Source organism: Streptomyces sp. NPDC091371 (assembly GCF_040684275.1).
In the GTDB taxonomy this organism is placed as follows: domain Bacteria; phylum Actinomycetota; class Actinomycetes; order Streptomycetales; family Streptomycetaceae; genus Streptomyces.
In genome coordinates this window covers 1-23296 of the sequence record NZ_JBFBFP010000059.1, presented here as the reverse complement: position 1 = coordinate 23296, position 23296 = coordinate 1, and the positions used below count along the sequence as shown (strand labels likewise).

The window sequence follows — 23296 nt, the reverse complement described above, 5'->3', positions numbered from 1 at the left end:
ATGGGGCCGTCCGGGTCCCGGCCCCTGGGAGGTAGCCGTGCGGCGGTTACTGCGCATTCCTGTGGCGTTGGCCCTCGCGGTGGGGGTGCTGTGGTGGTGGGCCGTCCTGCGGCTGGTGCTCGAACCGGCGCAGGCCGGGCCCGTGGAGGGCGCGGTGGCCGTGGGCGGCTGGGGACTGGGGCTGCTGCCGGTGCACTGTGTACCGCGCCCGGCGCGCAGGGCCCGGCGGGCGCCGGACGGGGAGTCCGGCAGTTTGGCCTGCGAGCCCGGTGGGGGCGCTACCAGGGCATCGACACTCCGCCGTTCGGGCGAAGGATCTGCCCCGTCATGAACGACGAGGCGTCCGAGGCCAGGTAGAGCACGGCCTGGGCGATGTCCTCGGGCTCCCCGACCCGGCGCAGCGGTGACATGCGGACCATGGCCGCTTCGGTCTGCTCCTGGACCTCGGGGCTGTGCCGGCCGGTCATCGGGGTGCGGATCCAGCCGGGTGCGACCGCGTTGACCCGTATCCCGTGCGGGCCGGCCTCGGTGGCGAGGGTCTTGGTGAGCTGGACCACGGCCGCCTTGGCGGCGCTGTAGCAGAGCAGGCCGGGCTGGGCGGCGTCCACGGCGCCGGAGGCCATGGTGACGATGGAGCCGGGGCGGCCCGCCGCGATCATGGCGCGGGCGGCTTCCTGGCAGGTGCGCAGGACCCCTTTGAAGTTGATGTCCAGGACCCGGTCGAGGTCCTCGTCGGTGGTCTCCAGGACGCTGCTGCTGTGCATGATCCCGGCGATCGCGGCCGCGATGTCGAGCGGGCCGGCCGCGGTGACGGCCGCGCGGAGGGCGGCCCGGTCGGTGACGTCGAGGGGGTGGACGGTGGCCGCGCCGGATCCGGCCTTGGAGATGAGCGCGGCCGTCTCGGCGAGGCCCTCTTCGTCGCGGTCGGCGCAGTGCACATGTGCGCCCGCTCCGGCGAGGAGGGCCGCGGTGGCGCGGCCGATGCCGCTGGCGGCGCCGGTGACCAGGGCGGTGCGGCCGGTCAGGTCGTAGGGGGCGGTGGGCGTGGGAGCGGGGCTGGGTGTGTGGCTGGGTGTGGGCATGCCGGGACCGTACGAGCGGACCTGACGGGGCGTCAACTAGTCGGTCGGGCCCGATTGGCAGCGCGGGCACCAGTACGTGGGGCGGTCGTCCTGCGGGGCCTCCCGGACGGGGGTGCCGCAGCGCAGGCAGGGGGCGTGCGTGCGTCCGTACACGAACAGGTCCTGGCCGGGGCGGCGGCTGCCGGTGGTGTTGCGGCGCCGGGGCGTGTCGCCGGCGTTCGCGGCGAGCAGGCGGTGGGCGGCGGCGGTCAGCCGGGGGAGGGTGGCTTCGGGGTCGGGGAGCGCGCCGACCGGGGTCCAGGGGGTGACCTGGGCGAGGAAGCAGAGCTCGGCCTTGTAGACGTTGCCGATCCCGGCCAGGTTGCGCTGGTCCAGGAGGGCCTCGCCGAGGGGGCGGGCGGGGTCGGAGAGGAGGTTGGCGGCCGCGAGGCCGGGGTCCCAGTCCGGGCCGAGGAGGTCGGGGCCCAGGTGGCCGACGGCGCGGCCCTCCTCGGCGGTGCGGATCAGCTCGAGGACGGGGAGGCGGTAGCCGACGGCGGTGTGGCCGGCGGTGCCGAGGATCGCCCGGATCTCGTGGGCGGGGCCGCCGTGCCAGCGCTCGCCCGCGGGGAACACGTGCCAGGCGCCGTCCATGCGGAGGTGGCTGTGCAGGGTGAGGCCGCCCTCGAAGCGGGCGAGGAGGTGCTTGCCGCGGGGTGTCACGTCGAGGGTGACGCGGCCGGTGAGGTCGGCGGTGGCGAAGCGGGGGACCCGCAGGTCGCTGCGGGTGAGGGGCTTGCCGGCGAGGGCCGCGTGCAGCCTTGTCGCTGCGCGGCGGACGCTGTCTCCTTCGGGCATGCCTTCATTGTGGGGCGGGTGGGGTGGCGGCGGGGTGTGTCGGGGTCGCGTGGTTCCGCGGGGGCCGCGGGGGCCGCGGGTGCGGCCGGGGCTGGGGTTGCGCCGGGGCCGGGCGCGCGCCGGGGCGTCTCGTCGGGCTCCGAAGGTTTCCACGGGTCGGTGGGCCGAGGGTGGCCCGGTTCGGAGTCCTGCGGGGGCACCCCGACGCACACCCGACCCCGGCCGGCCGGGTCGGCGCGGCCGGGCTGGGCCACTCGGGCGATCCGCTCGTGCTGGTTCGGGGTGTGCCTGCGCGTCCGCCGCCGGGGGGCGGGTTCCTCGTGAGTCTCTGCGTGCATGGGCGTTGAGAACGGAGCATCCGCATGAAGGTCGCAGTCCTCGGCACCGGCGGTGGGGGTCGCGCGCATGCGGCCCGGTTGCTGGAGCTCGGGCACGAGGTGTACGTCGGCACCCGGGACTCCCGGGTCACCCTCGGCCGCAGCGAACCCGACTTCATGGGCATCGAGCCCTTCGGGCAATGGGCTGCCGACTATCCGGGCATCGAGCTCCGGAACTTCGACGAGGCCGCGGCCGCGGGCGACTTCGTCATCAACGGGATCGACGGGGCCAGCGCCGTGCGCGTGCTCAGCGGGATCGGCGAGCACCTGGCCGGGAAGACCCTGATGGACTACGCCGTCCCGTTCGTCTACAACCCCGAGCAGGCCCATCCCTGGCCCACGCCCTGGGGGGTGATGCCCGCTCTGGACCCGGTGGACCACGACAGCCTGGGGGAGCGGATCCAGCGCGCCCTCCCGGCGGTCAAGGTGGTCAAGGCGTGCGTCACGCAGGAGCAGGAGACCGTCGTCGACCCGAAGGCCGTGGCAGGGGGAGACCACACGATGTTCGTCGCGGGTGACCACGACGATGCAAAAGCGGAGGTCACCGCCCTGCTACGGGCCTACGGCTGGCAGGACGTCCTCGATCTGGGGCCGCTTGTCTGCTCGCGCGGCATGGAGATGTACTCCCACATGCACAGTGCGATCCAGTTCGCGCTGGGCGGTGCCCGGTTCGGCATCAAGGTGATGCGCTGACCGCTACTTCCAGGTGAGGGGGTTGCCCTTGCTCAGCGAGTTGTACGGGCTGCCCCAGTACTGGGCACCGGACACCTTCGTCTGTGCGGACGGGGCCAGCGCTATCGCGCAGCCCTCCTGCGTCTGGCCGTTGGTGAAGCCCTTCGGCAGCGAGTCGCCCTTGCACTTCTCGAACTTGCCGATGACCGACACGCCCTGCGCCTCGGTGCCGTCCGGGAACAGGCCCTTGATGTGGCCCACGGTCGAGTACGACAGGTCCGTCGTGCCGACGTTCTTCACCGTGTAGCGGACGTAGTAGGGGACCATGCCCTTCACCTTGTCGCCGAGGTTGAGCGAGTCCAGGTCGGCGGGGTTGCCCTGCTCGACGGTGGTGACGGTCAGGGCGATGGTGCCGCCCTTGTTGCTTCCGTAGTCGAACGGGACCGTGGCGGTCTCGCCGAGCTTGAAGGCCTGGCCGGACTTCGCCGTGCCCGCGGCTCCGGCAGAGGCCTCGCTGCCGCCGGTCGAGGGGCTGGCCGCCGCGCTGGGGCTGGCCGGGGCGCCGCCCGGGGCGGAGGTGGTCGGCTGGGCGGGCACCGGGTCCTCGTTGCCGTTCTTGCAGCCGGTCAGGGCCATGGTGCCGGCGACCGCGACGGCGACCGCGACCAGGGTGCTCTTGCGCATGCTGATGGTGCTCACTCTTCTACTCCCCCATGACTGTGCATCACCAATGTGATGCCTGTGGACTCTTGATAAGGGATGGATAAGCGCGCGTTCCAGCTCAGAGGCGTTCGACCACAGTTCTGTGACATGGCCAGGACATGTGCGGAACAGTCGGTACGCGGTTGCCGCAGTCGGGAGGCTTACGAGCGCAGGCGCAGGCCCCTCGGGGTGGCGTGGAAACCGGCCGACTCCAAGGCGGGGCCGAGCGGGGAGGTCAGGGAGGCGGCCGTGTTGATCCGTTCCACTGTGAGCGCCGGGAGGGTGCCCGCGCGGGAGGCCGTGGCGAGAGCGGTGACGGCAGCGGCGAGCCGGGGGTCGGCGGGCTCCGGCCACGCCAGGAGGGTCTTCCCGCCGCGCTCCAGGTACAGGGTCAGCTCGCCGTCCACCAGGACCACCAGGGAGCCCGCCTTGCGGCCCGGCTTGTGCGTGGCCCCGGCCGGCGGCTCCGGCCAGGGCAGCGCCGCGCCGTACGCGTTCGCCGGATCCGCGGCGGCCAGCACCACCGCCGCCAGCGGGGGCGGGGTCCGCTCGGCGGCCCGCAGCCGGTCCACGGCGCCGTCCATCGCGAACTGGGCCGCGCCCAGCCCCTCCACCACATAGCCCCGCCGGGCCTGCCCGCTGTCCTCGAAGGCCGACAGGACGCGGTAGACCGCGCTGAAGCCCCCTTCGACGCCCTCCGCCGCCACCGCGCCCCGCGTCACCACCCCGTGCCGGTCCAGCAGGGTGCGGGCCAGGGCGTGGGCCCGGTGCGTCGGGTCGGGCGCCTGGGACGGCAGCAGCGACCAGCGGCCCGAGACCGTGGGCGGGCCGGTGCGCGAGACCGTCGCGCTCAGCGTCCCGTACCGGCCGCGGGGCACCGTGCGCCGGGCGCGGTGGGCGGTGGAGCCCGCCGTGCGGCCCGATCCCAGCAGGGAACGCAGCGGGGCCAGCGTGTCGTTGGTGAGCCGGCCCGACCAGGCCAGGTCCCAGACGGCCGAGGAGAGCTCCAGGTCAGTGGCCTCGGGATGCCCGGCGCGGACCGCCTGGGTGAGCTGGCGGAAGAACAGCCCGTACCCGCCGGCCAGGGCGTCCAGCACCGCCTGGTGCAGGGGGCCCAGTTCCAGGGGGTGCGGCGGCGGCAGGAGCAGCGGGGCCGCCTCCGCCAGGTAGAGGGAGACCCAGCCGTCCTTGCCCGGGAGGGCCCCGGCGCCCGCCCAGACCACCTCGCCGGTGGTGGTCAGCTCGTCCAGCATGCCGGGGGAGTACCCCGCCACCCGGGACGGGAGGATCAGCCGCTCCAGCGCGGACGCCGGCACCGGGGCGCCCTGGAGCTGCTCCACCGCACGGGCCAGGCCGTCGATGCCGCGCAGGGCCCCGCCCAGGTGCTGCCACTGCGGCAGGAAGGTGGCCAGCGAGGTCGGCGGGACGGGTTCCACTTCTTGCCGGAGCGCGGCCAGCGAGCGGCGGCGGAGCCTGCGCAGCACCGCCGCGTCGCACCACTCCTGGCCGATGCCCGCCGGGTGGAACTCGCCCTGCACCACCCGGCCGGCCGCCGCGAGCCGGTTCAGGGCGCCCTCGGTCACCGCCGGGCCCAGGCCGAAGCGGGCGGCGACGGACGCCGAGGTGAACGGTCCGTGGGTGCGCGCGAAGCGGGCCAGCAGGTCGCCCAGCGGGTCCTTGACCGGCTCCGTGAACGCCTCCGGGACACCCACCGGGAGCGCTGTGCCCAGCGCGTCCCGCAGCCGGCCCGCGTCCTCGACGGCCGCCCAGTGGTCGGAGCCGCCGATCCGGACCCGGATCGCGCGGCGGGCCGCGGCCAGGCCGGGAGCCCAGTCCGGATCGGCGCCGCGCTCGGCCAGCTCGGCGTCCGTCAGCGGGCCCAGCAGCCGCAGCAGGTCCGCCACCGACTCGGCGTCCTTGGCCCGCCGGTCCTCGGTGAGCCACTGGAGCTCCCGCTCCAGCTCCTCCAACACCTCCGCGTCGAGGAGTTCGCGCAGCTCCGCCTGGCCGAGCAGCTCGGCCAGCAGCCGGGAGTCCAGCGACAGCGCCGCCGCCCTGCGCTCGGCGAGGGGCGAGTCGCCCTCGTAGAGGAACTGGGCGACGTACCCGAACAGGAGGGAACGGGCGAAGGGGGAGGGCTCCGGGGTGGTGACCTCGACCAGCCGCACCCGGCGCGCCTCGATGTCGCCCATCAGCTCGGTCAGCCCGGGCACGTCGAAGACGTCCTGGAGGCATTCGCGTACGGCTTCCAGCACGATCGGGAAAGAGCCGAACTCCGAGGCCACCTGGAGCAGCTGAGCCGCGCGCTGGCGCTGCTGCCACAAGGGGGTGCGCTTGCCGGGGCTGCGGCGCGGCAGCAGCAGGGCGCGCGCCGCGCACTCGCGGAACCGGGAGGCGAACAGCGCCGAGCCGCCCACCTGGTCGGTGACGATCTGGTTGACCTCGCCGTGGTCGAAGGCGACGTCCGCGGCGCCCAGCGGGGCCTGCTCGTCGTCGAACTCGAACGAGCGGGAAGCGGAAGGATCGTGGTCCAGGAGGTCCATCGACAGCAGGTCCGCATCCGGGAGGCGGAGCACGATGCCGTCGTCCGAGTGCATCACCTGCGCGTCCATGCCGTACTTCTCGGCGAGGCGCGCGCCCAGGGCCAGCGCCCACGGGGCGTGCACCTGCGCGCCGAAGGGGGAGTGGACGACGACCCGCCAGTCGCCGAGCTCGTCGCGGAACCGCTCGACGACGATGGTGCGGTCGTCCGGCACGTGCCCGCAGGCCTCGCGCTGCTCCGAGAGGTACGCCAGCACGTTCTCCGCGGCCCAGGCGTCCAGCCCGGCCGCCAGCAGGCGCAGCCGGGCGTCCTCGTCGGTCAGGCCGCCGAGCTCGCGCAGGAACGCGCCGACCGCGCGGCCCAGTTCGAGCGGACGCCCCAGCTGGTCGCCCTTCCAGAACGGCAGCCGGCCCGGCACCCCGGGAGCGGGGGTGACCAGGACCCGGTCACGCGTGATGTCCTCGATCCGCCAGGAGGTGGTGCCCAGGGTGAAGACGTCCCCGACGCGGGACTCGTAGACCATCTCCTCATCGAGCTCGCCGACCCGGCCGCCGCCCTTTTTCGGGTCGGATCCGGCGAGGAAGACCCCGAACAGGCCGCGGTCGGGAATGGTGCCGCCGGAGGTGACCGCGAGGCGCTGCGCCCCCGGCCGGCCCGTGATCGTCCCCGCGACGCGGTCCCACACCACGCGGGGTCTCAGCTCGGCGAACGCGTCCGACGGATAGCGGCCCGCCAGCATGTCCAGCACGGCCGTGAACGCCGATTCCGGCAGCGCCGCGAAGGGCGCCGCCCGCCGCACCAGGGCGAGCAGGTCGTCCAGCTGCCAGGTGTCCATCGCGGTCATCGCGACCAGCTGCTGGGCGAGGACGTCCAGCGGATTGGAAGGGATGCGCAGCGACTCGATCGAGCCGGTCCGCATCCGCTCGGTGACCACGGCCGCCTGGACGAGATCGCCCCGGTACTTGGGGAAGACGACGCCGGTGGAGACCGCGCCCACCTGGTGCCCGGCCCGGCCCACCCGCTGGAGCCCGGAGGCCACCGAGGGCGGCGACTCCACCTGCACCACCAGGTCCACCGCACCCATGTCGATGCCCAGTTCCAGACTGGAGGTGGCGACCACGGCGGGCAGCCGGCCCGCCTTCAGGTCCTCCTCCACCAGCGCCCGCTGCTCCTTGGACACCGAGCCGTGGTGCGCGCGGGCCAGCAGCGGCGGGGCGCCGTGGGCGGCGCCCGACTGGGCCATGAGCTCGGCGGGGGGCTTCCCCTCGGGAAGCCGCTCGCCCATGGCGCGCTCGTACGCGATCTCGTTGAGCCGGTTGCACAGCCGCTCGGCGAGCCGCCGGGAGTTGGCGAACACGATCGTCGAGCGGTGCGCCTGCACCAGGTCCGCGATGCGCTCCTCCACATGCGGCCAGATCGACGGCTTGTCCCCGCCCTCCTTGCCCTCGCTCGCCGGCGAGCCGCCCAACTCACCCATGTCCTGCACCGGGACGACCACCGACAGGTCGAACTCCTTGGCCGACGGCGGCTGGACGATCTCGACCTTGCCGCGCGGCGCCAGGTACCGGGCCACCTCGTCCACCGGCCGGACCGTCGCCGACAGCCCGATCCGGCGGGCCGGGCGCGGCAGCAGCTCATCGAGCCGCTCCAGGGACAGCGCGAGGTGCGCCCCGCGCTTCGTGCCCGCGACGGCGTGGACCTCGTCCAGGATCACCGTCTCGATCCCTTCCAGGGCCTCGCGGGCCGCCGAGGTCAGCATCAGGAACAGCGACTCCGGCGTGGTGATCAGGATGTCCGGCGGGCGGGTCGCCAGTGCCCGGCGCTCGGCGGGCGGGGTGTCGCCCGAGCGGATCCCGACCCGGATCTCCGGCTCGGGCAGGCCCAGGCGCACGGACTCCTGGCGGATCCCGGTCAGCGGACTGCGCAGGTTCCGCTCGACGTCCACGGCCAGGGCCTTGAGGGGGGACACGTACAGCACGCGGCAGCGCTTCCTCGGCTCGGCCGGCGGCGGGGCCGAGGCGAGCTGGTCGAGGGCGGCGAGGAAGGCGGCCAGGGTCTTGCCGGAGCCGGTGGGCGCGACGACGAGCACGTCCGAGCCCTCCGCAATGGCCCGCCAGGCGCCTTCCTGGGCGGAGGTGGGCGTGACGAAGGCCCCCGTGAACCAGGAGCGGGTCGCCGGGGAGAAGGAATCGAGCGCGGAGCCGGACATGCCCCCATCGTGCACCCCGCCACTGACAACGGGCCGGAGCCGGCTCGGACCTGGGGAAACGCGGGCCCGGGGCGGGGCGCAGAATGGGAGGATGGGGACGGACGACGGGCGCCGCGAGTGGGCCAGGCACTGGCAGTACCCGGAGCTGCCCGGGCTGGACCTGCTGCGCGCCCACTACGTACGCCACACCTTCCCGCGCCACGCGCACGACGGGTACGTCATCGCGGCCGTCACCGGCGGCATCGAGGAGATCGGCCTGCCCGGCGGAGCCGTGCGCGCCGGGCCGGGCAGCGTGGTCCTCATCAACCCCGAGGTGCCGCACACCGCGCGCGCCGGGGTGCCCGAGGGCTGGGCGTACGCCACCCTCTACCCGTCCCGCGCACTGATCACCGAGGTCGCCGCCGAGATCGGCAGCCTGCGGGGCACCCCCGGCTTCACCGCCGACATGGTCGCCGACGCGCAAGGTGCCCGCACGATCACGGAGGTGCACCGGGCGGCGGAGGCCGGGAACGCACTGGCCGCCGACACGCTGCTGCGGGGCGTAGTGGCGCGGATGCTGACCCGGCACGCCGGACCCCTGCCCGTCCGCCCGGTGCGGGGCGCGGGGGGCCTCGACGCGGCGGCCGCCCGCGCCGCGCTGGAGGAGCGGATGGCCGACCCGCCCTCGCTGGAGCAGCTCGCCGCGGAACTGGGCACCAGCCCGTTCGCCCTGCTGCGGGCCTTCCGCGAGCGGTACGGGATGCCGCCGCACACCTGGCTCACCGACGCCCGGGTGCGGCGGGCCCGCCGGCTCCTCGACGCGGGCACCCCGCCGGCGGAGGCGGCCGTCGCCGTCGGCTTCACCGACCAGCCGCACCTGAACCGGCACTTCACCCGCATCGTGGGCGTCCCGCCGGGGGCCTACCGGCGGGAGCGGGCCGGTCAGGCCGGTTAGGCTGCCGCCATGGACACCGGGGGGCTGCTGGAGCTGTACGACGCCCAAGTGCGGGGCCGGGTGCCGAGGGTGGCGCCGGTCGGGGCGGTGGTCGAGCAGGACGGGCCGCTCGTGCGGACGCACTACGGCACGCACGGGACGGTGGCGCACCGGCCGTTGGCCCACATCCCGCGCGCCCGGCCGGCCGAGCTGGTCCTGCGGCAGCGCGCGGAGTTCGCCCGGCGCGGTGAGCCCGCGCTGTGGAAGGTCCACGGGAACGACCCGGCGGGCCTGGCCGAGGAGTTGACCGCCGCCGGGTTCGTGGCCGACGAGGAGCGGTCGCTGCTGGTCGCGGAGTTCGCGCGGCTGGATCCGGTGGAGCGGAGCACCCGGAGGGCGGGGGTGCACACGCTGAACAGCGGCCGTCCGGAGGCCCCGCGGTGGGCGGCGGCGCTGGAGCTGGCCCGGGCCACCGGCCCGCACGCCAAGCCGCTCGCCGAGTTCGAGGCCGACGGCGGCTGCTGGTGGGGGGAGCGCGACGCCGCCGTGCTCCTGGAGCGCGGCAAGGTGGTAGGCGCAGGGTGGGCGGAGGTGGCCGAGGGCACGGACTTCCTGCTCATCGGCGGCGTGACCGGCCCGTACCCCGAGTTCCCCCGGGCATGGCGCGAGCTGGTGGCTCCGCCGCAGCACTACCACCGCCACCTGCACCGCCCCGTGCCCTATTGCGCGGCCGAAGCGGACGGCGAGCTGCGCACCGCCCTGCTCGCGGCCGGGTTCGCCGAACTGACCACCGTACGCACCCACCGCTGGGACCCGCCCGGCCTCCCGGCGCCCGACCGGCCGGTCGGCCTGATCGGCCCAGGGGCCGGAGACCTGCTGTGGGACCGGCTGGAGCGCGAGTACGGCTTTGACCCCGACATCGAGAAGTTCCCGGGCTTCGCCCCACCCGGCGCCTGTGCCACCTGGCGGCTCACGGACCCCCTCACCGGCGAACTGGACCGGATCGTGCGCCCCGCACTGACGGCGCTGACTCGGCCCGGCGGGCGACTGGTCTGGCTGGACTGGCAGCACACCGGCTACGACTTCGACCCCCACAGGGTCGGCGGACCGGGCCGGCCGGACTGGCCCGGAGAGGTCTACCCGAACGGGGACTACTACCTCTACCTCCACCCCGACCTGCGGTTCGGCACCTTCGGACACCCCTGGGAGCAGACCCTCACCGTCTTCGGGGAGCCGCTGCTCGCCGCCGTCGAGGCCGAGCTGACCGGACTGCTCGGGGAGCCGCTGCGCAGGACATAGGCGCAAGAACGTACAAGACGGCTCGGCTCGGCCCCGCATAGTTTCGGGGCGTGGGAGAGCAGAGGATGATCACAGCGCCGGAGATGCGGGCGGCGACGGAAGAACGGCCGCGTGCGGCCGTCATCAGGGACGCGCTCGGCGTCGGGGTGGCCGTCGGGCTGTCCGGGTTCGCCTTCGGGGTGACCGCCGCCGGGGCCGGGATCAGCACGCTGCAGGCCTGCGTGCTCAGCCTGCTCGTCTTCACCGGGGCCTCGCAGTTCGCGCTGGTCGGCGCGCTGGCCGCCGGCGGGAACCCCTTCACCGCCGCCGCCGGGGCCTTCTTCCTGGGGACCCGCAACGCCTTCTACGGGCTGCGGCTCTCGCAGCTGCTCGCGCTGCCCCGCGCCGTACGGCCCTTCGCCGCGCACTGGGTGATCGACGAGACCACCGCCGTGGCGCTCGCGCAGCCGGACCGCAAGTCCGCCCGGCTCGGCTTCGGCGTCACCGGGCTCGCCCTGTACGTGCTGTGGAACCTCACCACCCTGCTCGGCGCGCTCGGCGCCGAGGCCATCGGGGACACCAAGGCATGGGGGCTGGACGCCGCCGGGCCCGCCGTGTTCCTGGCCCTGCTCGCGCCGATGCTGAAGACCTCCACCGAGCGGGCCGTCGCCGCCCTCGCGCTCGTGCTGGGCCTGGGATTCCTGCCCGTGCTGCCCGCGGGCGTGCCCGTGCTGATCGCGGCCCTGGCCGCCCCCGTCGTGCTCTGGATGAAGGGACGCCGCTCGTGAACGGGATGAACGGCATGAACGCCATGAATGTGTGGATCGCCATCGGGCTGACCGTCGTCGGCTGCTACGCCGTCAAGCTCGCCGGGCTGCTCGTCCCCGCCGGGGCCCTGGAGCGGCCGCTCGTGCGCCGGCTCTCCGCGCTGCTGCCGGTCGCGCTGCTCGCCGCCCTCACCGCCCAGCAGACCTTCAGCACCGGGCAGGAGCTCGTCCTCGACGCGCGGGCCGCCGGCCTCGCCGCCGCCGGGATCGCCCTGCTCCTGCGGGCCCCGTTCCTCCTGGTGGTCGCCGCCGCGGTGGTCGTCACCGCGGGCGTGCGGGCCCTGGGCGGGTAGCTCCGGGCGCGGCCAGGCGGCCGTACGCCCGCAGCGTGAGCAGGGCCTCCAGGGTGGCGATCGGCCGCCGCTCCAGCGAGCTGCCCGGCGCCCAGGCCCTGCGGTGCACCGGCCAGCCCCCGTCGGGCTGCTGCTCGGCCGCCAGGAAGTCCAGCGAGCGGCGCAGCTCCTCGTCGGTGAACCAGCCCCGGGCCAGGGACTCCGGCCGGCGCGCGTAGTCGTGCGGGAACAGCTGCTCGCCGGGCGCGTAGCCGGGGGCGCACGGGTACTCCTCGCGCCGGGCGGGGTCGAGCACGGCGAGGCGCCGCTCGCGCACCAGCCGTCCGAGCCGGTCGGCGGCCGCCGCGGCACGGGCCCGGTCGGGGGCGCCGTCCAGGAAGGCCACCGCCGCCTGGACCTCGTACGGATGCGAGTGGCGCAGGCTCTCGACCCGGTCCCAGCAGAAATCCGTGGCCCGGAAGAGCCACGCGTGCCAGACCCGGTTGCGGTGCAGTACCCCGACCACCGGACCCGTGGTCAGCAGCTCGCCCGGCGGGTCGTCGTGCATCGGGTGGTACGGGGCCGCCGGGTAGCAGCGCGGGGCCGGGAAGACCACCGGGAGGGCGCCGTCCGGGGTGGAGACCCGGGTCAGGTGGCGGCACAGCCGCTCGATGCGCTGCCCGGCGCAGCGGCCCAGGCTGTCCAGCACCCGCAGCGCGTGCGCCGTGTGCAGGGGATGGCTGAGCGGGCCGCGCAGGTCCGGGTCGAGGGCGTGGCCGTAGCCGCCGTCGCCGCCCAGGTACGCGCCGAGGGCGGAGTCCACCGAGTCGGCGTCCCCGCCGAGGAAGTGGAACGCGAACCGCCGCTGCTCCAGGACCCGGGCCGTGAGCCAGATGAACTGCTCGGCGCGGGCCAGGGCCGACGGGGCCGGCGGGATCAGAGAGGAAGCTTCGTCTCCGGGCATGCGTGCAACGTAGGACGCGGTACCGGGGCGACGAGGGCCGAACGCGGCCGGTGCACTCTCCCGGGGCGGGATACTGGGGGCATGCGGTTGACGATTTTCTGGGAGCGGATGGCGGAGCACTTCGGCGAGGCCTACGCCGACTCCTTCGCGCGGGACCACGTCATGACGGAGCTGGGCGGGCGGACCGTCCACCAGGCGCTTGACGCCGGCTGGGAGACCAAGGACGTGTGGCGCGCGGTGTGTTCGGCCATGGACGTCCCGGCCTCGCTGCGGTGACCCCCCGCGGGGTGCGGCCGGCTGCGGAGACTTCCGCCGGGTGAGCCGGGGGCGCACCGGTGCGCGGCAGGGGCCGTCGCGGCGGCCGCTTCGAGGTGAGGGCGCCGCCGGGCGCGGCCCATCGCTTCGTGCTCCGGGGCCCGGGTGGGCCAGACTTGGCCGGGTGGCAGCCACCGAAGAGACGACCGACCAGCCCCCTGCCGCCGGGGGAGCCCACGCGCCCGGGCGGGCGGACCCGACCGCACCGGCCGACGCCGCCGGCGCCGCTGACGCGGGGGACCCCGCCGATGGGGCCGGGCCCGCCCGCACACCCCCGCGTGGCCGTGCCGACGAGCCCGTGGCGGCGGGAGCCGGCGGTTCCCCGGATGCCCCGCACCCCGACGCGGCCGAGGACGGCTCCGGCTCTGCCCGGCCCGGGGGCGGGAGCCCGCAGGCCGCCGGGGGAGTACCCGGGCCCCGCCCGGCGGACCCGGACGCGCGGCTGGGAGAGGACGTCCAGGACCACGCTGACACGGGCCGCACGCCCCCCCGGGCCGGAGCCGGCGGGTCCCCCTCCGGCCCGGACGAGGACGGCTCCGGCGCCGACCGGCGCGGGGGCGGGAGCCCGCCGATGGGGGCCGGCCCGGCCGCGGGCGACGCGCGGATGCCGCGTTGGCTGCCGCGCGCGGTGGTCCTCGTACTGGCCCTCGTCGCCTGCTTCCAGCTCGGCAGCTGGGCCTTCCACCAGCTGATCGGGCTGCTCGTCAACATCCTGATCGCGTTCTTCCTCGCGCTCGCGATCGAACCCGCCGTGTCCCGGATGGCGGCCCGCGGCATGCGCCGCGGGTTCGCCACCTTCCTGGTGTTCCTCGGGGTGTTCGTCGCGGCCGCCGGATTCCTCACCCTGCTCGGCTCGATGCTCGCCGGGCAGATCATCGAGATGGTGGAGGGCTTCCCGCGCTACCTCGATTCGGTGATCGACTCGATCAACTCCACCTTCCGCACCGAGTTCTCCCGGCTGGAGATCCAGGAGAGCCTGCTGCGCTCCGACTGGCTGCGCAAGTACGTGCAGAACAGCGCGACCGGCGTGCTCGACGTGTCCGCCACCGTGCTCGGCGGACTGTTCAAGCTGCTGACGATCGGTCTGTTCTCCTTCTACTTCGCCGCCGACGGCCCCCGGCTGCGGCACGCGCTGTGTTCCGTGCTGCCGCCCGCGAAGCAGTCCGAGGTGCTGCGCGCCTGGGAGATCGCCGTCGCCAAGACCGGCGGATACCTCTACTCGCGCGGGCTGATGGCGCTGATCTCCGGCATCGCGCACTACATCCTGCTGGCGGCCCTCGGGGTGCCGTACGCGCCCGCGCTCGCCGTGTGGGTGGGGCTGGTCTCCCAGTTCATCCCCACCATCGGCACCTATCTCGCGGGCGCGCTGCCGATGCTGATCGCCTTCACCGTCAACCCCTGGTACGCGCTGTACGTCCTGGGATTCGTGGTGGTCTACCAGCAGTTCGAGAACTACGTCCTCCAGCCGAAGCTGACCTCGAGGACCGTGGACATCCACCCGGCGGTGGCCTTCGGCTCGGTCATCGCCGGCACCGCCCTGCTGGGCGCGGTCGGGGCGCTCATCGCGATCCCGGCCGTCGCCACTCTGCAGGCCTTCCTCGGCGCGTACGTGAAGAGGTACGAGCTGACGGAGGACGCGGCCGCCTCTACTGCCCGTCCGCGCCGTCGCCGAGTACGGATGCCAGGGCTTCGGTGACGGCCGACTCGACGGCGCCCTTGTCCATTCCGAGGCCGCTGAGCGGCCCCTCGCCGTTCTCCTGCTCCAGCAGCGCGAGCAGGATGTGCTCGGTGCCGACGTACGGGTGACCCAGGCGCAGGGCCTCGCGGAAGGTGAGCTCCAGGGCCTTCTTCGCGGACGCGTCGAAGGGGATGAGGGCCGGAACGTCCTCCTGGCGCGGGGGCAGTGCGGCCGTCGCGGCGGCGCGCACGTCCTGCTCCGCGACGCCCTGGGCGCGCAGGGCCAGTGCCGCGAGCCCCTCGGACTCGGAGAGCAGGCCCAGGACCAGGTGCGCGGTGCCGATCTCGGCGCTGCCGGCGGCGCGGGCCTCGTTCTGCGCGGTGACGACGACGTTGCGGGCGCGGGGGGTGAAGCGGCCGAAGCCGGCGCTCGGGTCGAGGGCCGCTTCGCCCTCCTTGTCGGCCTTGGGGACGAAGCGCTTCTGGGCGGCCTGGCGGGTGACGCCCATGCTGCGGCCGATGTCGGTCCAGGAGGCGCCGGAGCGGCGGGCCTGGTCCACGAAGTGGCCGATGAGGTGGTCGGCGACGTCCCCGAGCGCCTCGGCGGCGACGACGGCGTCGCTGAGCTGCTCCAGGGGGTCGGTGTGGACCTTGTTGATGGCCGCGATGAGGTCGTCGAGGCGTACCGGATTGGTCATGCGAACGGGTTCCACTGAAGGGTTCGTCATAGGTGCAACCGTAGGTTGACAGTCGAATGGGTGTCAACCCGCGGTTGTCACTCGGTGGGGGTGTCGCCCCGGCGGCCGCTACGAGCCCGCGCCCCCGGCCTTCGTGAACTTCTCCCACTGCGCCGCCACCACTTCCTCCGGCACCCCGCCGAAGTCCTTCGTGTCGAGGGCGTCCGACCGGAAGGAGACGGTCACCGACCCGGAGCGGATCACCGTCAGGTAGTCGTAGAGCGTGATGTCCTTGTCCTTCACGTCCTGCGTCACGATGCGGTAGGCGAGTGCCTCGTCGCCGAGCGCGGGAGCCTTGACCGGCTCCACCTTGAGGACCTTCGCCGACACGGCCCAGCGCTCCTCGGTGAACCCGCCCGCACACTGCCGGCCCGCCTCGGCCAGGCTCCTCATCGCCGAGGCCGCGCCGCCGTCCTTGTAGGAGCGCAGCAGGATGTCGGTCCCGACGGCCTGCCACTCGCCGGGCACATGGGTCGCCGTGTACGCCTGGGCCGTGTGGCCGGCCTTGCCGAGGCTGTTCAGCGGGGTGCAGACGGCGGGCTCGACGTCGTAGAGCTCGCTCATCGGCTCGTCGAGGACGGGCTCCGAGACCTCGTACCGGCCCGCCTTCTCGCCGGGGGCGAGCGCCATGGCCTTGAGCCGCTCGACGCCCGGCCCCGCGGGGCTTCCCGGGGATGCGGACGCGGACGCGGATCCGCCCGGGCTCGCACTCGCGGTGGCTGCGGCTTTGCCGTCCTTGCCGCCCTTGCCGCCCTCGCCCGTCCCGCCGCAGGCCGCGGCGCCGGCCAGTACCGCCGCCACGCCGAGCGCGACTGCCGCCGTACGGCGCGCCCTTCCGTTCCCCACCCTGTTCACGTGATGCCATCCCCTTGAGATCGTGTCGGACCCACGATTGTGCGGGACGCGCGGCTGAGAGCGAGACACGGAGGCCGAGATGGGGTTCTACACCGACCGGATCGTGCCGCGGATCGTGAACGTCGCCTGCGGGGCCAAGATGGCCGAACCGCTGCGGCGCCGGGTCTGCGAGGGTCTGCGGGGCGAGGTCGTCGAGATCGGGTTCGGCACGGGACACAACGTCCCCTTCTACCCGCCGGAGGTCACGGGCGTGGCCGCGGTCGAGCCCTCCGACCTCGGGTGGAAGCTGGCCGCCGACCGCGTCAGGGCCTCACCCGTCCCGGTGCGGCGGGCCGGCCTGGACGGCCAGTCGCTGCCCTTCGAGGACGACAGCTTCGACGCCGCCCTGTGCACCTGGACCCTGTGCACCGTCCCGGACCCGGGCGCGGCGCTGCGGGAGCTGCGGCGCGTACTGAAGCCCGGAGGGACCCTGCACTTCGTCGAGCACGGCCTCGCTCCGGAAGGGGACTGGAACGTGCGCCGCTGGCAGCGACGGCTCGAACCGCTCAACAAACGGCTCCTCGGCGGGTGTCACCTGACCCGGCCGACCGCCGACATGCTGCGGGCGGCGGGGTTCACGATCACGGCGCTCGACGTCTTCTACGAAAAGGGCGCGCCGAAGGCCCTGGCCGCGGAATCCCTCGGGACCGCGCTCTCCCTTTGAGCGGTGCGCGCGGCGTGCGACGGGGGCCGCGAGTCGCGGGTCACAGCAGCCGGGCCTCGGACGTCGGGAGCTTCGCCCACCAGTGGTGGTAGCGGCTGTAGACCTCCGTCTCGCGGCCGGCGAGGAAGGCCGTCAGGGACCGTGCCTCTTCGGCGAGTCCCTCCCAGGCGGCGGGCGGGAGGGGGTGGAACGCGGTGGCCTCGATGCCCTCGGCCGTCGGGCGCCACACCCCGGCGACGTGGCCGTCCACGAGCAGGGTCGGCAGTACGTCGCCGTTGCGCCGGATCACCAGGGGGCGGTAGGCCGGGGGTATCACCCGGCCGCGGTCGGCGTAGGCCAGCAGGACGCTGTCCCACATGGCCATGAGCCGGGGCGGGGCGGGGGTCCCGGCGGGCGGCCGGGAGGCGCCCGGCAGGTCGTACAGCATGTCGCCGTCCGGCCCCCGGAGTTCCTCGACGGCTCCGTCCAGCTCGCGGAGGGCCGCGCGGACGGGGGCCCGCTGCACCATGGCGAACTGGGCCACGTCCGCGACCGACGCGGGCCCGAACCCCGCCAGGTAGCGCAGGATCAGGGCGCGCAGCGCGTGCGGGTCCAGGGTCTTGGCCGCGGGCACCGCGCCGGTGCCCGCGGTTCCGGCCGTCCCGGCCGCGACGAAGGACGGGCGGTGGCCGAACGACCACGGCGCGCCCGTCGGGGCGTGGTGCAGCGCCGCGTACCCCTTCGGCCCCCACCACGCCGCGTCCTTCCGCTCGGTACCGACTCGCTCCCCGGCCCACGCCTGCATCTCCGCCGAGGTGCGCGGCCGGTCGGCGAAGGCCAGCAGGTCGGGCACGAGCGCGTCGGCGTCCGCCGGGGTCAGCCCCGCGCCGGCGAAGCGGCCGCCGAGCCGGGCGCCGTACAGCGTGGGCTGCATCGCCGCGCGGAAGTCCGGGTAGTCGTCGGCGTGGACGGCGTGCAGCGTGATCCGCATCAGGGTCGCCTTGACCGCCGACCGCCCGGCGAAGGCCGCATCGAGCCCGGCCGGATCGAAGCCTGCGAGCCTGTTCCACAGCGCGACGTAGGGCGACGCCGGGTGCTGCGCCTGGAGGGCGACCACGCGCCGCAGCCCGTCGGGGACGGACAGCGGCTCACGTTCGAGGAGCAGCTGGCGGCTGAGGGTGGCCCGGTTGAGTTCGCGCGCGGTGATCGTCACAGGGGTGGATTCTGCCCTGTGACGTCCGTCCCGTCCGTGGTGTCGGCGGGGCCCGTGGCGGGCGTCAGTCCAGGCTCGCCACGAACCCGCCGCGGGCCGCACCGGAGCCGAGCAGGTGGTCCCAGTCGAGCACCTCGGGCAGCTCGTCGAGCGACAGGACGACCGCGCCACCCGCTCGCACGGCGTCCTCGCACCAGTCGCCCATGTCGCCGGCCGCGGCGTCGCCGGCGGTCGTGTCGATCACCGGGGCCGCCAAGGCCGGGACGACGAGCCCGGCCTCGCCGGGCCCGTCCACGACGCACAGGGTGAGTTTGGGGACGATGCTCCATCCCTCGCACCGGGGCACCGCCCCGTCCCGCGCGGCCAGCACCGGCAGCGCCTCGTGGACCGGGGCGTCGGACAGCAGGAGCACGGGGACGGTGCCCCGGACGAACAGGGTGTTCTCAGGAGTCAACAGCATCCGGTCACGATCGCAGGGCGCGCCGGCCACGGGATCGGCGGGTCCGCGCGAGCGCCGTCTCGGAGGGGAAGCCGCGGTCGTCCGGTGGGGCGGGCGTGGCGCGCTTGACACGGAAATCGAACATCCATTCTGATGGGTTATCCACAGCCGAACCGGTCGTGGAGGCGCATTGTCAGTGGCAGGCATTAGCGTCAATGGCGTGAAGCGATCGACTCAAGCAAACCGGGTGGAACCCATGGCAGGCACCGACCGCGAGAAGGCTCTCGACGCCGCGCTCGCACAGATTGAACGGCAATTCGGCAAGGGTGCGGTCATGCGCCTCGGCGACAAGCCGAACGACCCCATCGAGGTCATCCCGACCGGGTCGACCGCGCTGGACATCGCGCTCGGCGTCGGCGGGCTGCCCCGCGGCCGCGTGATCGAGGTGTACGGGCCGGAGTCCTCCGGTAAGACGACCCTGACCCTGCACGCCGTGGCCAACGCGCAGAAGGCCGGCGGCACCGTCGCCTTCGTGGACGCCGAGCACGCGCTCGACCCCGAGTACGCGAAGGCCCTCGGCGTCGACACCGACAACCTCATCCTGTCGCAGCCGGACACCGGCGAGCAGGCACTGGAGATCGTGGACATGCTCGTCCGCTCCGGTGCCCTCGACCTGATCGTCATCGACTCCGTCGCGGCCCTCGTGCCGCGCGCGGAAATCGAGGGTGAGATGGGCGACTCGCACGTGGGTCTCCAGGCCCGTCTGATGAGCCAGGCCCTCCGGAAGATCACCGGTGCGCTCAACCAGTCCAAGACCACCGCGATCTTCATCAACCAGCTCCGCGAGAAGATCGGTGTGATGTTCGGCTCGCCCGAGACCACCACCGGTGGCCGCGCGCTGAAGTTCTACGCCTCCGTGCGTCTCGACATCCGCCGCATCGAGACCCTGAAGGACGGCACGGACGCGGTCGGCAACCGCACCCGCGTCAAGGTCGTCAAGAACAAGGTCGCGCCGCCGTTCAAGCAGGCCGAGTTCGACATCCTCTACGGCCAGGGCATCAGCCGCGAGGGCGGCCTGATCGACATGGGCGTGGAGCACGGCTTCGTGCGCAAGGCCGGTGCCTGGTACACGTACGAAGGCGACCAGCTGGGCCAGGGCAAGGAGAACGCCCGCAACTTCCTCAAGGACAACCCGGATCTCGCCAACGAGATCGAGCGGAAGATCAAGGAGAAGCTGGGCGTGGGCGTCCGCAAGGACGCCGCGGGTGACGAGGCGGCGGCAGCGCCGGCCGACGCCGCGGCAGCCGTGCCCGCGCCCGCGACGAAGGCGAAGACGACGGCCAAGGCCGCCGCGTCCAAGAGCTGACCGTGCGGGAGCAGGAAGGGGGCGGCGGGAGCCGAAGCGGCCGTGAGGGCCGTCAGGAGCTGCCGCCCCAGAGCCCCGAGGAGCAGGCGCGGGCCATCTGCCTGCGCCTGCTCACCGGGAGCGCGCGCACCCGGCGCCAGCTCGCGGACGCCCTGCACAAGCGGGGCATCCCCGAGGAGGTGTCGCAGCAGGTCCTCTCCCGGTACGAGGAGGTGGGCCTGATCGACGACGCCGCCTTCGCCGGGGCCTGGGTCGAGTCCCGGCACCGCGGCCGGGGCCTGGCCCGCCGGGCGCTCGCCCAGGAGCTCCGGACCAAGGGGGTCCACGCCACCCTCGTGGAGGAGGCCCTGGGGCAGCTGGACTCCGAGCAGGAGGAGGAGACCGCCCGCGAGCTCGTGGAGCGCAAGCTCCGCGCCACCCGGGGGCTGGAGCGGGACAAGCGGATCCGGCGCCTCGCCGGGATGCTCGCCCGCAAGGGATACCCGGAGGGCATGGCCCTGCGGGTGGTCCGGCGCGCCCTGGAGGCGGAGGGCGAGGACGCCGACGAGCTCCGGCCGGGGTACTCGGGGGAGTGAGCCGGGGCGCCCGGGGTGGGGGTAACCCCCGGGTACGGACGCCGGGATGCGCCAATGTCAGGAGGCGGGCCCGGCGCCAGAGTTGACGGCATGATGCTGCGTTACGCCCTTCGGACCATCAGGGACCGCAAAGCCGGTTTCCTCGGAGCCTTCGTCGCACTCCTGTGCGCGGCCGCCCTCGTCACCGCCTGCGGCACCCTCCTGGAAACGGGACTCCGCGGGAAGATCGGCACCGAGCGGTACGCGGCCACGCCGGTCCTCGTCTCCGCGGACCAGAATGTGCACGAGACCACGGTCAAGGAGAAGAAGGGCAAGACGAAGACGAAGCACAAGGCCAAGCCCGTCGCCGAGCGGGCCTGGCTGCCCGCCTCCACCGTGGACACGGTCCGCGCGGTGCCCGGAGTCGAGCGGGCCGTGCCCGAGCTCACGTTCCAGGCCGTTCCGCTGCCGGCGGCCCCGGGCGGGCAGAAGCCCTCGTACGGGCACGCCTGGACCTCCGCCGCGCTCACCCCCTTCACGCTCGCGGAGGGGCGCGCCCCGCAGAGCGGCGCCGAGGTCGTCGTCGACCGGGCGCTGGCCGCCCGCGCCGGGCTGAAGCCAGGCTCCGAGCTCACCGTGCAGTCCACCGGAGAGCCGAAGACGTACCGAGTCAGCGGAGTCGCGGCGAGCGCCCACGGGGACCTCGCGCAGCAGAGCGCCCTCTTCTTCAGCGAGGCCGAGGCCCAGCGGCTCGCCGCCCGCGCCGGACAGGTCAGCGCCATCGGGATCCTGCCCGCACCCGGCGTGACCGCCGGTGAGCTCGCCGGGCGGGTCGAGCAGGCCCTGCGGGGCACCGGAGCGCAGGTCAGCACCGGGGACGAACGCGGGCCCGTGGAGTTCCTCGACGCCGCCGGAGCCCGCACCAAGCTGGTCTCCATGGGCGGCGCGATGGGCGGCACCTCGCTCCTCGTCGCGATCCTCGTGGTCGTCGGCACCTTCTCGCTCACCGTCCAGCAGCGCTACCGCGAACTCGCCCTGCTGCGGGCCATCGCCGCCACGCCCGGCCAGCTGCGGCAGCTGATCGGGCGCGAGGCCCTGATCATCGGCCTGGCCGCCGGGATCACCGGGGCCTTCGCGGGACTGCCGCTCGCCGCCTGGCTGCACGGCCGGTTCGTCGACAGCGGGGTCGTCCCCGCCACCCTGGAGCGCACCGCGGGCATCTTCCCGATGTTCGCCGCCGTCGGCGCGAGCCTGCTCGGCGCCTGGGCCGCCGCGCGGATCACCGGCCGGCGCATCGCCCGGATCCGCCCCACCGAGGCGCTCGCCGAAGCCGCCTCCGAGCAGGGGCGGCCGCGCCGGCTCCGGACCGCCTTCGGCCTGCTCCTGCTGGCCGGCGGCGCCGTGCTGGTCGTCGTACTGGGCTCGCTGCGCACGGAGCCCGCCTCCACTCCGGTGACCTTCCTGGCCGTGGTGGTCCTGGCCGGGGCGGTCTCGCTGCTCGGTCCGCTGCTCGTACGGGGCGCCGCCGCGCTGCTCGCCGGTCCGCTGGGGCTGGCCGGGGCGGGCGGAAAGCTGGCCGGTGCGAACCTGCGCGGCAACGCCACCCGGATGGCCTCCGCCGTCACCCCGCTCGCCCTGCTCGTCGGCATGACCTGCACCGTGCTCTTCATCACCCCCACCCTCGGCGACGCGGCCCGGGCGCAGGCCCGCGAGGGGGTCCGCGCCGAGTGGGTGCTGACCGCGCGGGGGCCGGGCGTCACGCCGGAGGCCGCCGAGCGGATCCGGCGTACGCCCGGGGTCGTGGCGGCCAGTGAGATCGTGCACACGTCGGTGCGGGTGGGGCTCGCGAAGTACGCCGCGCAGGGCGTGACCCCGGCCGGGCTGACCCGGACCTGGGACCCGCGGGTGACGGGCGGGAGCCTGGACGGCTTCGGCGACGGGACCGCGGCCGTGAGCGAACTCGCCGCCGATCAGCTGGGGCTGAAGCCGGGGAGCCCGCTGAAGCTGACGCTGGGCGACGGGACCCCGGTCACGCTGAAGGTCTCCGCCGTGTACGCGCGGGGGCTGGGCTTCGGGGACCTGACGCTGCCGCACGCGCTGGTGGCCGCACACGTGGACAACCCCCTCGCCGGCAGCGTGCTGGTGGCGACGCAGCCGGGGTCGGGAGCGGGGTACGAGCGGCTCGCCGCGGCGGTGAAGGGCTACCCGGGGGTGGCGGTGCTGTCCGCGGCGGACGCCGACCGGGCGCGGGCCGAGCGGCAGGACGCCGCGGCGGAGATCAACCTGCTCGCGATGGGGCTGGTGCTGGCCTTCACCGCGATCGCGGTGGTCAACACCCTCGCGATGTCCACCGCCGAACGGGTGCGGGAGTTCGGGCTGCTGCGGCTCGCGGGGGCGCAGCGGAGGCAGGTCCTGGGGATGCTGCGGGCGGAGGCGCTCGGGGTGGTCCTGATGGGGGCGGTGCTGGGGTCGGGGATCGCCCTGGCCGTACTGACCGCGTTCAGCGTGGGCATGACGGGGGTGGCGGCGCCGGCCGTGCTGCCCGTCGCCTACGCGGTGGTGGTGGGGGTGGCCGGGCTGCTGGCCCTGGTCGCCACTTCCCTCCCGGGGAGGGTGGCGCTGCGGGTCCGCCCGGTGGAGGTGGCCACGGCCAAGGGGTAGCCCGCGGGGTCCTCCGGACCCCCGCGCCTCAAACGCCGGCGGTTCTTTCAGCCTCGCCGGCGTTTGACACCCGCGCCGCCGAACTCCTGGCCGCGGCCGGCCTGGACGACATCTCCTTCCGC

At 74.5% G+C, this 23296-nt stretch carries 19 protein-coding genes and 2 pseudogenes; 12 read left to right on the top strand and 9 right to left on the bottom strand.

What is annotated here, in order from left to right; all coding sequences use genetic code 11:
• Nucleotides 1-37 precede the first annotated feature (37 nt).
• Nucleotides 38-331: a hypothetical protein gene (locus tag AB0O21_RS36375; protein WP_365178908.1), complete on the top strand. Its 294-nt coding sequence runs from the start codon at nt 38-40 to the stop codon at nt 329-331.
• Here AB0O21_RS36375 and AB0O21_RS36370 read toward each other — a convergent pair.
• Entirely contained in the window at nt 279-1082 is an 804-nt protein-coding gene (locus tag AB0O21_RS36370) for an SDR family NAD(P)-dependent oxidoreductase (RefSeq protein WP_365178905.1), read from the bottom strand. The two genes, AB0O21_RS36375 and AB0O21_RS36370, sit on opposite strands and share 53 nt — an antisense overlap.
• 36 nt (nt 1083-1118) lie before the next feature.
• Nucleotides 1119-1919, bottom strand: a complete 801-nt coding sequence (locus AB0O21_RS36365) for a DNA-formamidopyrimidine glycosylase family protein (protein WP_365178902.1) — start codon at nt 1917-1919, stop codon at nt 1119-1121.
• A 362-nt stretch (nt 1920-2281) separates the two neighbouring features.
• Here AB0O21_RS36365 and AB0O21_RS36360 point away from each other — a divergent pair, with 362 nt between their 5' ends.
• On the top strand, nt 2282-2989 hold the full coding sequence (locus AB0O21_RS36360; protein ID WP_365178900.1) for an NAD(P)-binding domain-containing protein: 708 nt from the start codon (nt 2282-2284) through the stop codon (nt 2987-2989).
• A gap of 3 nt (nt 2990-2992) precedes the next feature.
• On the opposite strand, the gene AB0O21_RS36355 is transcribed toward AB0O21_RS36360, so the two are convergent.
• Complete coding sequence (locus AB0O21_RS36355) at nt 2993-3667, bottom strand: hypothetical protein (protein ID WP_365178897.1); 675 nt, start codon at nt 3665-3667, stop codon at nt 2993-2995.
• 164 nt (nt 3668-3831) lie between these two features.
• Entirely contained in the window at nt 3832-8421 is a 4590-nt protein-coding gene (locus tag AB0O21_RS36350; RefSeq protein ID WP_365178894.1) for an ATP-dependent helicase, read from the bottom strand.
• 91 nt (nt 8422-8512) lie between these two features.
• Here AB0O21_RS36350 and AB0O21_RS36345 point away from each other — a divergent pair, with 91 nt between their 5' ends.
• From AB0O21_RS36345 to AB0O21_RS36330, 4 genes are all read left to right on the top strand, one after another.
• The gene (locus AB0O21_RS36345; protein WP_365178891.1) at nt 8513-9355 is read left to right on the top strand and encodes an AraC family transcriptional regulator; all 843 of its coding nucleotides are present in this window, start codon (nt 8513-8515) and stop codon (nt 9353-9355) included.
• Nucleotides 9356-9364: 9 nt separating this feature from the next.
• On the top strand, nt 9365-10633 hold the full coding sequence (locus AB0O21_RS36340; protein ID WP_365178888.1) for a DUF2716 domain-containing protein: 1269 nt from the start codon (nt 9365-9367) through the stop codon (nt 10631-10633).
• A gap of 65 nt (nt 10634-10698) precedes the next feature.
• Complete coding sequence (locus tag AB0O21_RS36335) at nt 10699-11400, top strand: AzlC family ABC transporter permease (protein ID WP_365178886.1); 702 nt, start codon at nt 10699-10701, stop codon at nt 11398-11400.
• Nucleotides 11401-11423: 23 nt separating this feature from the next.
• Complete coding sequence (locus AB0O21_RS36330; RefSeq protein WP_365178935.1) at nt 11424-11732, top strand: AzlD domain-containing protein; 309 nt, start codon at nt 11424-11426, stop codon at nt 11730-11732.
• Here the strand turns inward: AB0O21_RS36330 and AB0O21_RS36325 are convergent.
• Nucleotides 11701-12675 (bottom strand): hypothetical protein, encoded by a 975-nt coding sequence (locus tag AB0O21_RS36325; protein ID WP_365178883.1) that lies wholly within the window; start codon nt 12673-12675, stop codon nt 11701-11703. The two genes, AB0O21_RS36330 and AB0O21_RS36325, sit on opposite strands and share 32 nt — an antisense overlap.
• Before the next feature lie 81 nt (nt 12676-12756).
• On the opposite strand from AB0O21_RS36325, the gene AB0O21_RS36320 reads away from it, so the two are divergent.
• Together AB0O21_RS36320 and AB0O21_RS36315 are read left to right on the top strand one after the other, a co-directional pair.
• A complete protein-coding gene (locus AB0O21_RS36320) occupies nt 12757-12951 on the top strand; it encodes a DUF3046 domain-containing protein (protein ID WP_360871684.1) in 195 nt (64 codons plus the stop codon).
• 610 nt (nt 12952-13561) lie between these two features.
• A pseudogene (locus tag AB0O21_RS36315) lies at nt 13562-14626 on the top strand (AI-2E family transporter); the annotation flags it as partial.
• A 10-nt stretch (nt 14627-14636) separates the two neighbouring features.
• On the opposite strand, the gene AB0O21_RS36310 reads toward AB0O21_RS36315, so the two are convergent.
• Both AB0O21_RS36310 and AB0O21_RS36305 read right to left on the bottom strand, forming a co-directional pair.
• Nucleotides 14637-15395, bottom strand: a complete 759-nt coding sequence (locus AB0O21_RS36310) for a Clp protease N-terminal domain-containing protein (protein WP_365178880.1) — start codon at nt 15393-15395, stop codon at nt 14637-14639.
• Nucleotides 15396-15473: 78 nt separating this feature from the next.
• Nucleotides 15474-16259: a hypothetical protein gene (locus AB0O21_RS36305; RefSeq protein WP_365178877.1), complete on the bottom strand. Its 786-nt coding sequence runs from the start codon at nt 16257-16259 to the stop codon at nt 15474-15476.
• A gap of 79 nt (nt 16260-16338) precedes the next feature.
• Here AB0O21_RS36305 and AB0O21_RS36300 point away from each other — a divergent pair, with 79 nt between their 5' ends.
• Entirely contained in the window at nt 16339-16962 is a 624-nt protein-coding gene (locus AB0O21_RS36300) for a methyltransferase domain-containing protein (RefSeq protein WP_365178874.1), read from the top strand.
• A 40-nt stretch (nt 16963-17002) separates the two neighbouring features.
• On the opposite strand, the gene AB0O21_RS36295 is transcribed toward AB0O21_RS36300, so the two are convergent.
• Together AB0O21_RS36295 and AB0O21_RS36290 are read right to left on the bottom strand one after the other, a co-directional pair.
• Nucleotides 17003-18154, bottom strand: coding sequence for a winged helix DNA-binding domain-containing protein (locus tag AB0O21_RS36295; RefSeq protein ID WP_365178872.1), 1152 nt, complete (start codon nt 18152-18154; stop codon nt 17003-17005).
• Nucleotides 18155-18218: 64 nt separating this feature from the next.
• On the bottom strand, nt 18219-18614 hold the full coding sequence (locus tag AB0O21_RS36290) for a hypothetical protein (RefSeq protein ID WP_365178869.1): 396 nt from the start codon (nt 18612-18614) through the stop codon (nt 18219-18221).
• 235 nt (nt 18615-18849) lie between these two features.
• Here AB0O21_RS36290 and recA point away from each other — a divergent pair, with 235 nt between their 5' ends.
• The 3 genes and pseudogenes from recA to AB0O21_RS36275 all read left to right on the top strand — a co-directional run bounded on the left by recA (nt 18850) and on the right by AB0O21_RS36275 (nt 23174).
• Nucleotides 18850-19959, top strand: coding sequence for a recombinase RecA (gene recA, locus AB0O21_RS36285; RefSeq protein WP_365178866.1), 1110 nt, complete (start codon nt 18850-18852; stop codon nt 19957-19959).
• Nucleotides 19869-20534, top strand: a pseudogene (recX, locus tag AB0O21_RS36280) (recombination regulator RecX); the annotation flags it as partial. The gene recA and the pseudogene recX, both read left to right, overlap by 91 nt.
• A gap of 90 nt (nt 20535-20624) precedes the next feature.
• Entirely contained in the window at nt 20625-23174 is a 2550-nt protein-coding gene (locus tag AB0O21_RS36275) for an ABC transporter permease (RefSeq protein ID WP_365178863.1), read from the top strand.
• The last annotated feature ends 122 nt before the right edge of the window (nt 23175-23296 follow it).

Excerpts from the sequence above, each read along its gene's own strand:
- AB0O21_RS36370 (WP_365178905.1), bottom strand. The coding sequence starts at position 1,082 with ATGCCCACACCCAGCCACACACCCAGCCCCGCTCCCACGCCCACCGCC.
- AB0O21_RS36365 (WP_365178902.1), bottom strand. The coding sequence starts at position 1,919 with ATGCCCGAAGGAGACAGCGTCCGCCGCGCAGCGACAAGGCTGCACGCG.
- AB0O21_RS36360 (WP_365178900.1), top strand. The coding sequence starts at position 2,282 with ATGAAGGTCGCAGTCCTCGGCACCGGCGGTGGGGGTCGCGCGCATGCG.
- AB0O21_RS36350 (WP_365178894.1), bottom strand. The coding sequence starts at position 8,421 with ATGTCCGGCTCCGCGCTCGATTCCTTCTCCCCGGCGACCCGCTCCTGG.
- AB0O21_RS36345 (WP_365178891.1), top strand. The coding sequence starts at position 8,513 with ATGGGGACGGACGACGGGCGCCGCGAGTGGGCCAGGCACTGGCAGTAC.
- AB0O21_RS36340 (WP_365178888.1), top strand. The coding sequence starts at position 9,365 with ATGGACACCGGGGGGCTGCTGGAGCTGTACGACGCCCAAGTGCGGGGC.
- AB0O21_RS36335 (WP_365178886.1), top strand. The coding sequence starts at position 10,699 with ATGATCACAGCGCCGGAGATGCGGGCGGCGACGGAAGAACGGCCGCGT.
- AB0O21_RS36330 (WP_365178935.1), top strand. The coding sequence starts at position 11,424 with ATGAATGTGTGGATCGCCATCGGGCTGACCGTCGTCGGCTGCTACGCC.
- AB0O21_RS36325 (WP_365178883.1), bottom strand. The coding sequence starts at position 12,675 with ATGCCCGGAGACGAAGCTTCCTCTCTGATCCCGCCGGCCCCGTCGGCC.
- AB0O21_RS36320 (WP_360871684.1), top strand. The coding sequence starts at position 12,757 with ATGCGGTTGACGATTTTCTGGGAGCGGATGGCGGAGCACTTCGGCGAG.
- AB0O21_RS36310 (WP_365178880.1), bottom strand. The coding sequence starts at position 15,395 with ATGACGAACCCTTCAGTGGAACCCGTTCGCATGACCAATCCGGTACGC.
- AB0O21_RS36300 (WP_365178874.1), top strand. The coding sequence starts at position 16,339 with ATGGGGTTCTACACCGACCGGATCGTGCCGCGGATCGTGAACGTCGCC.
- AB0O21_RS36290 (WP_365178869.1), bottom strand. The coding sequence starts at position 18,614 with ATGCTGTTGACTCCTGAGAACACCCTGTTCGTCCGGGGCACCGTCCCC.
- recA (WP_365178866.1), top strand. The coding sequence starts at position 18,850 with ATGGCAGGCACCGACCGCGAGAAGGCTCTCGACGCCGCGCTCGCACAG.
- AB0O21_RS36275 (WP_365178863.1), top strand. The coding sequence starts at position 20,625 with ATGATGCTGCGTTACGCCCTTCGGACCATCAGGGACCGCAAAGCCGGT.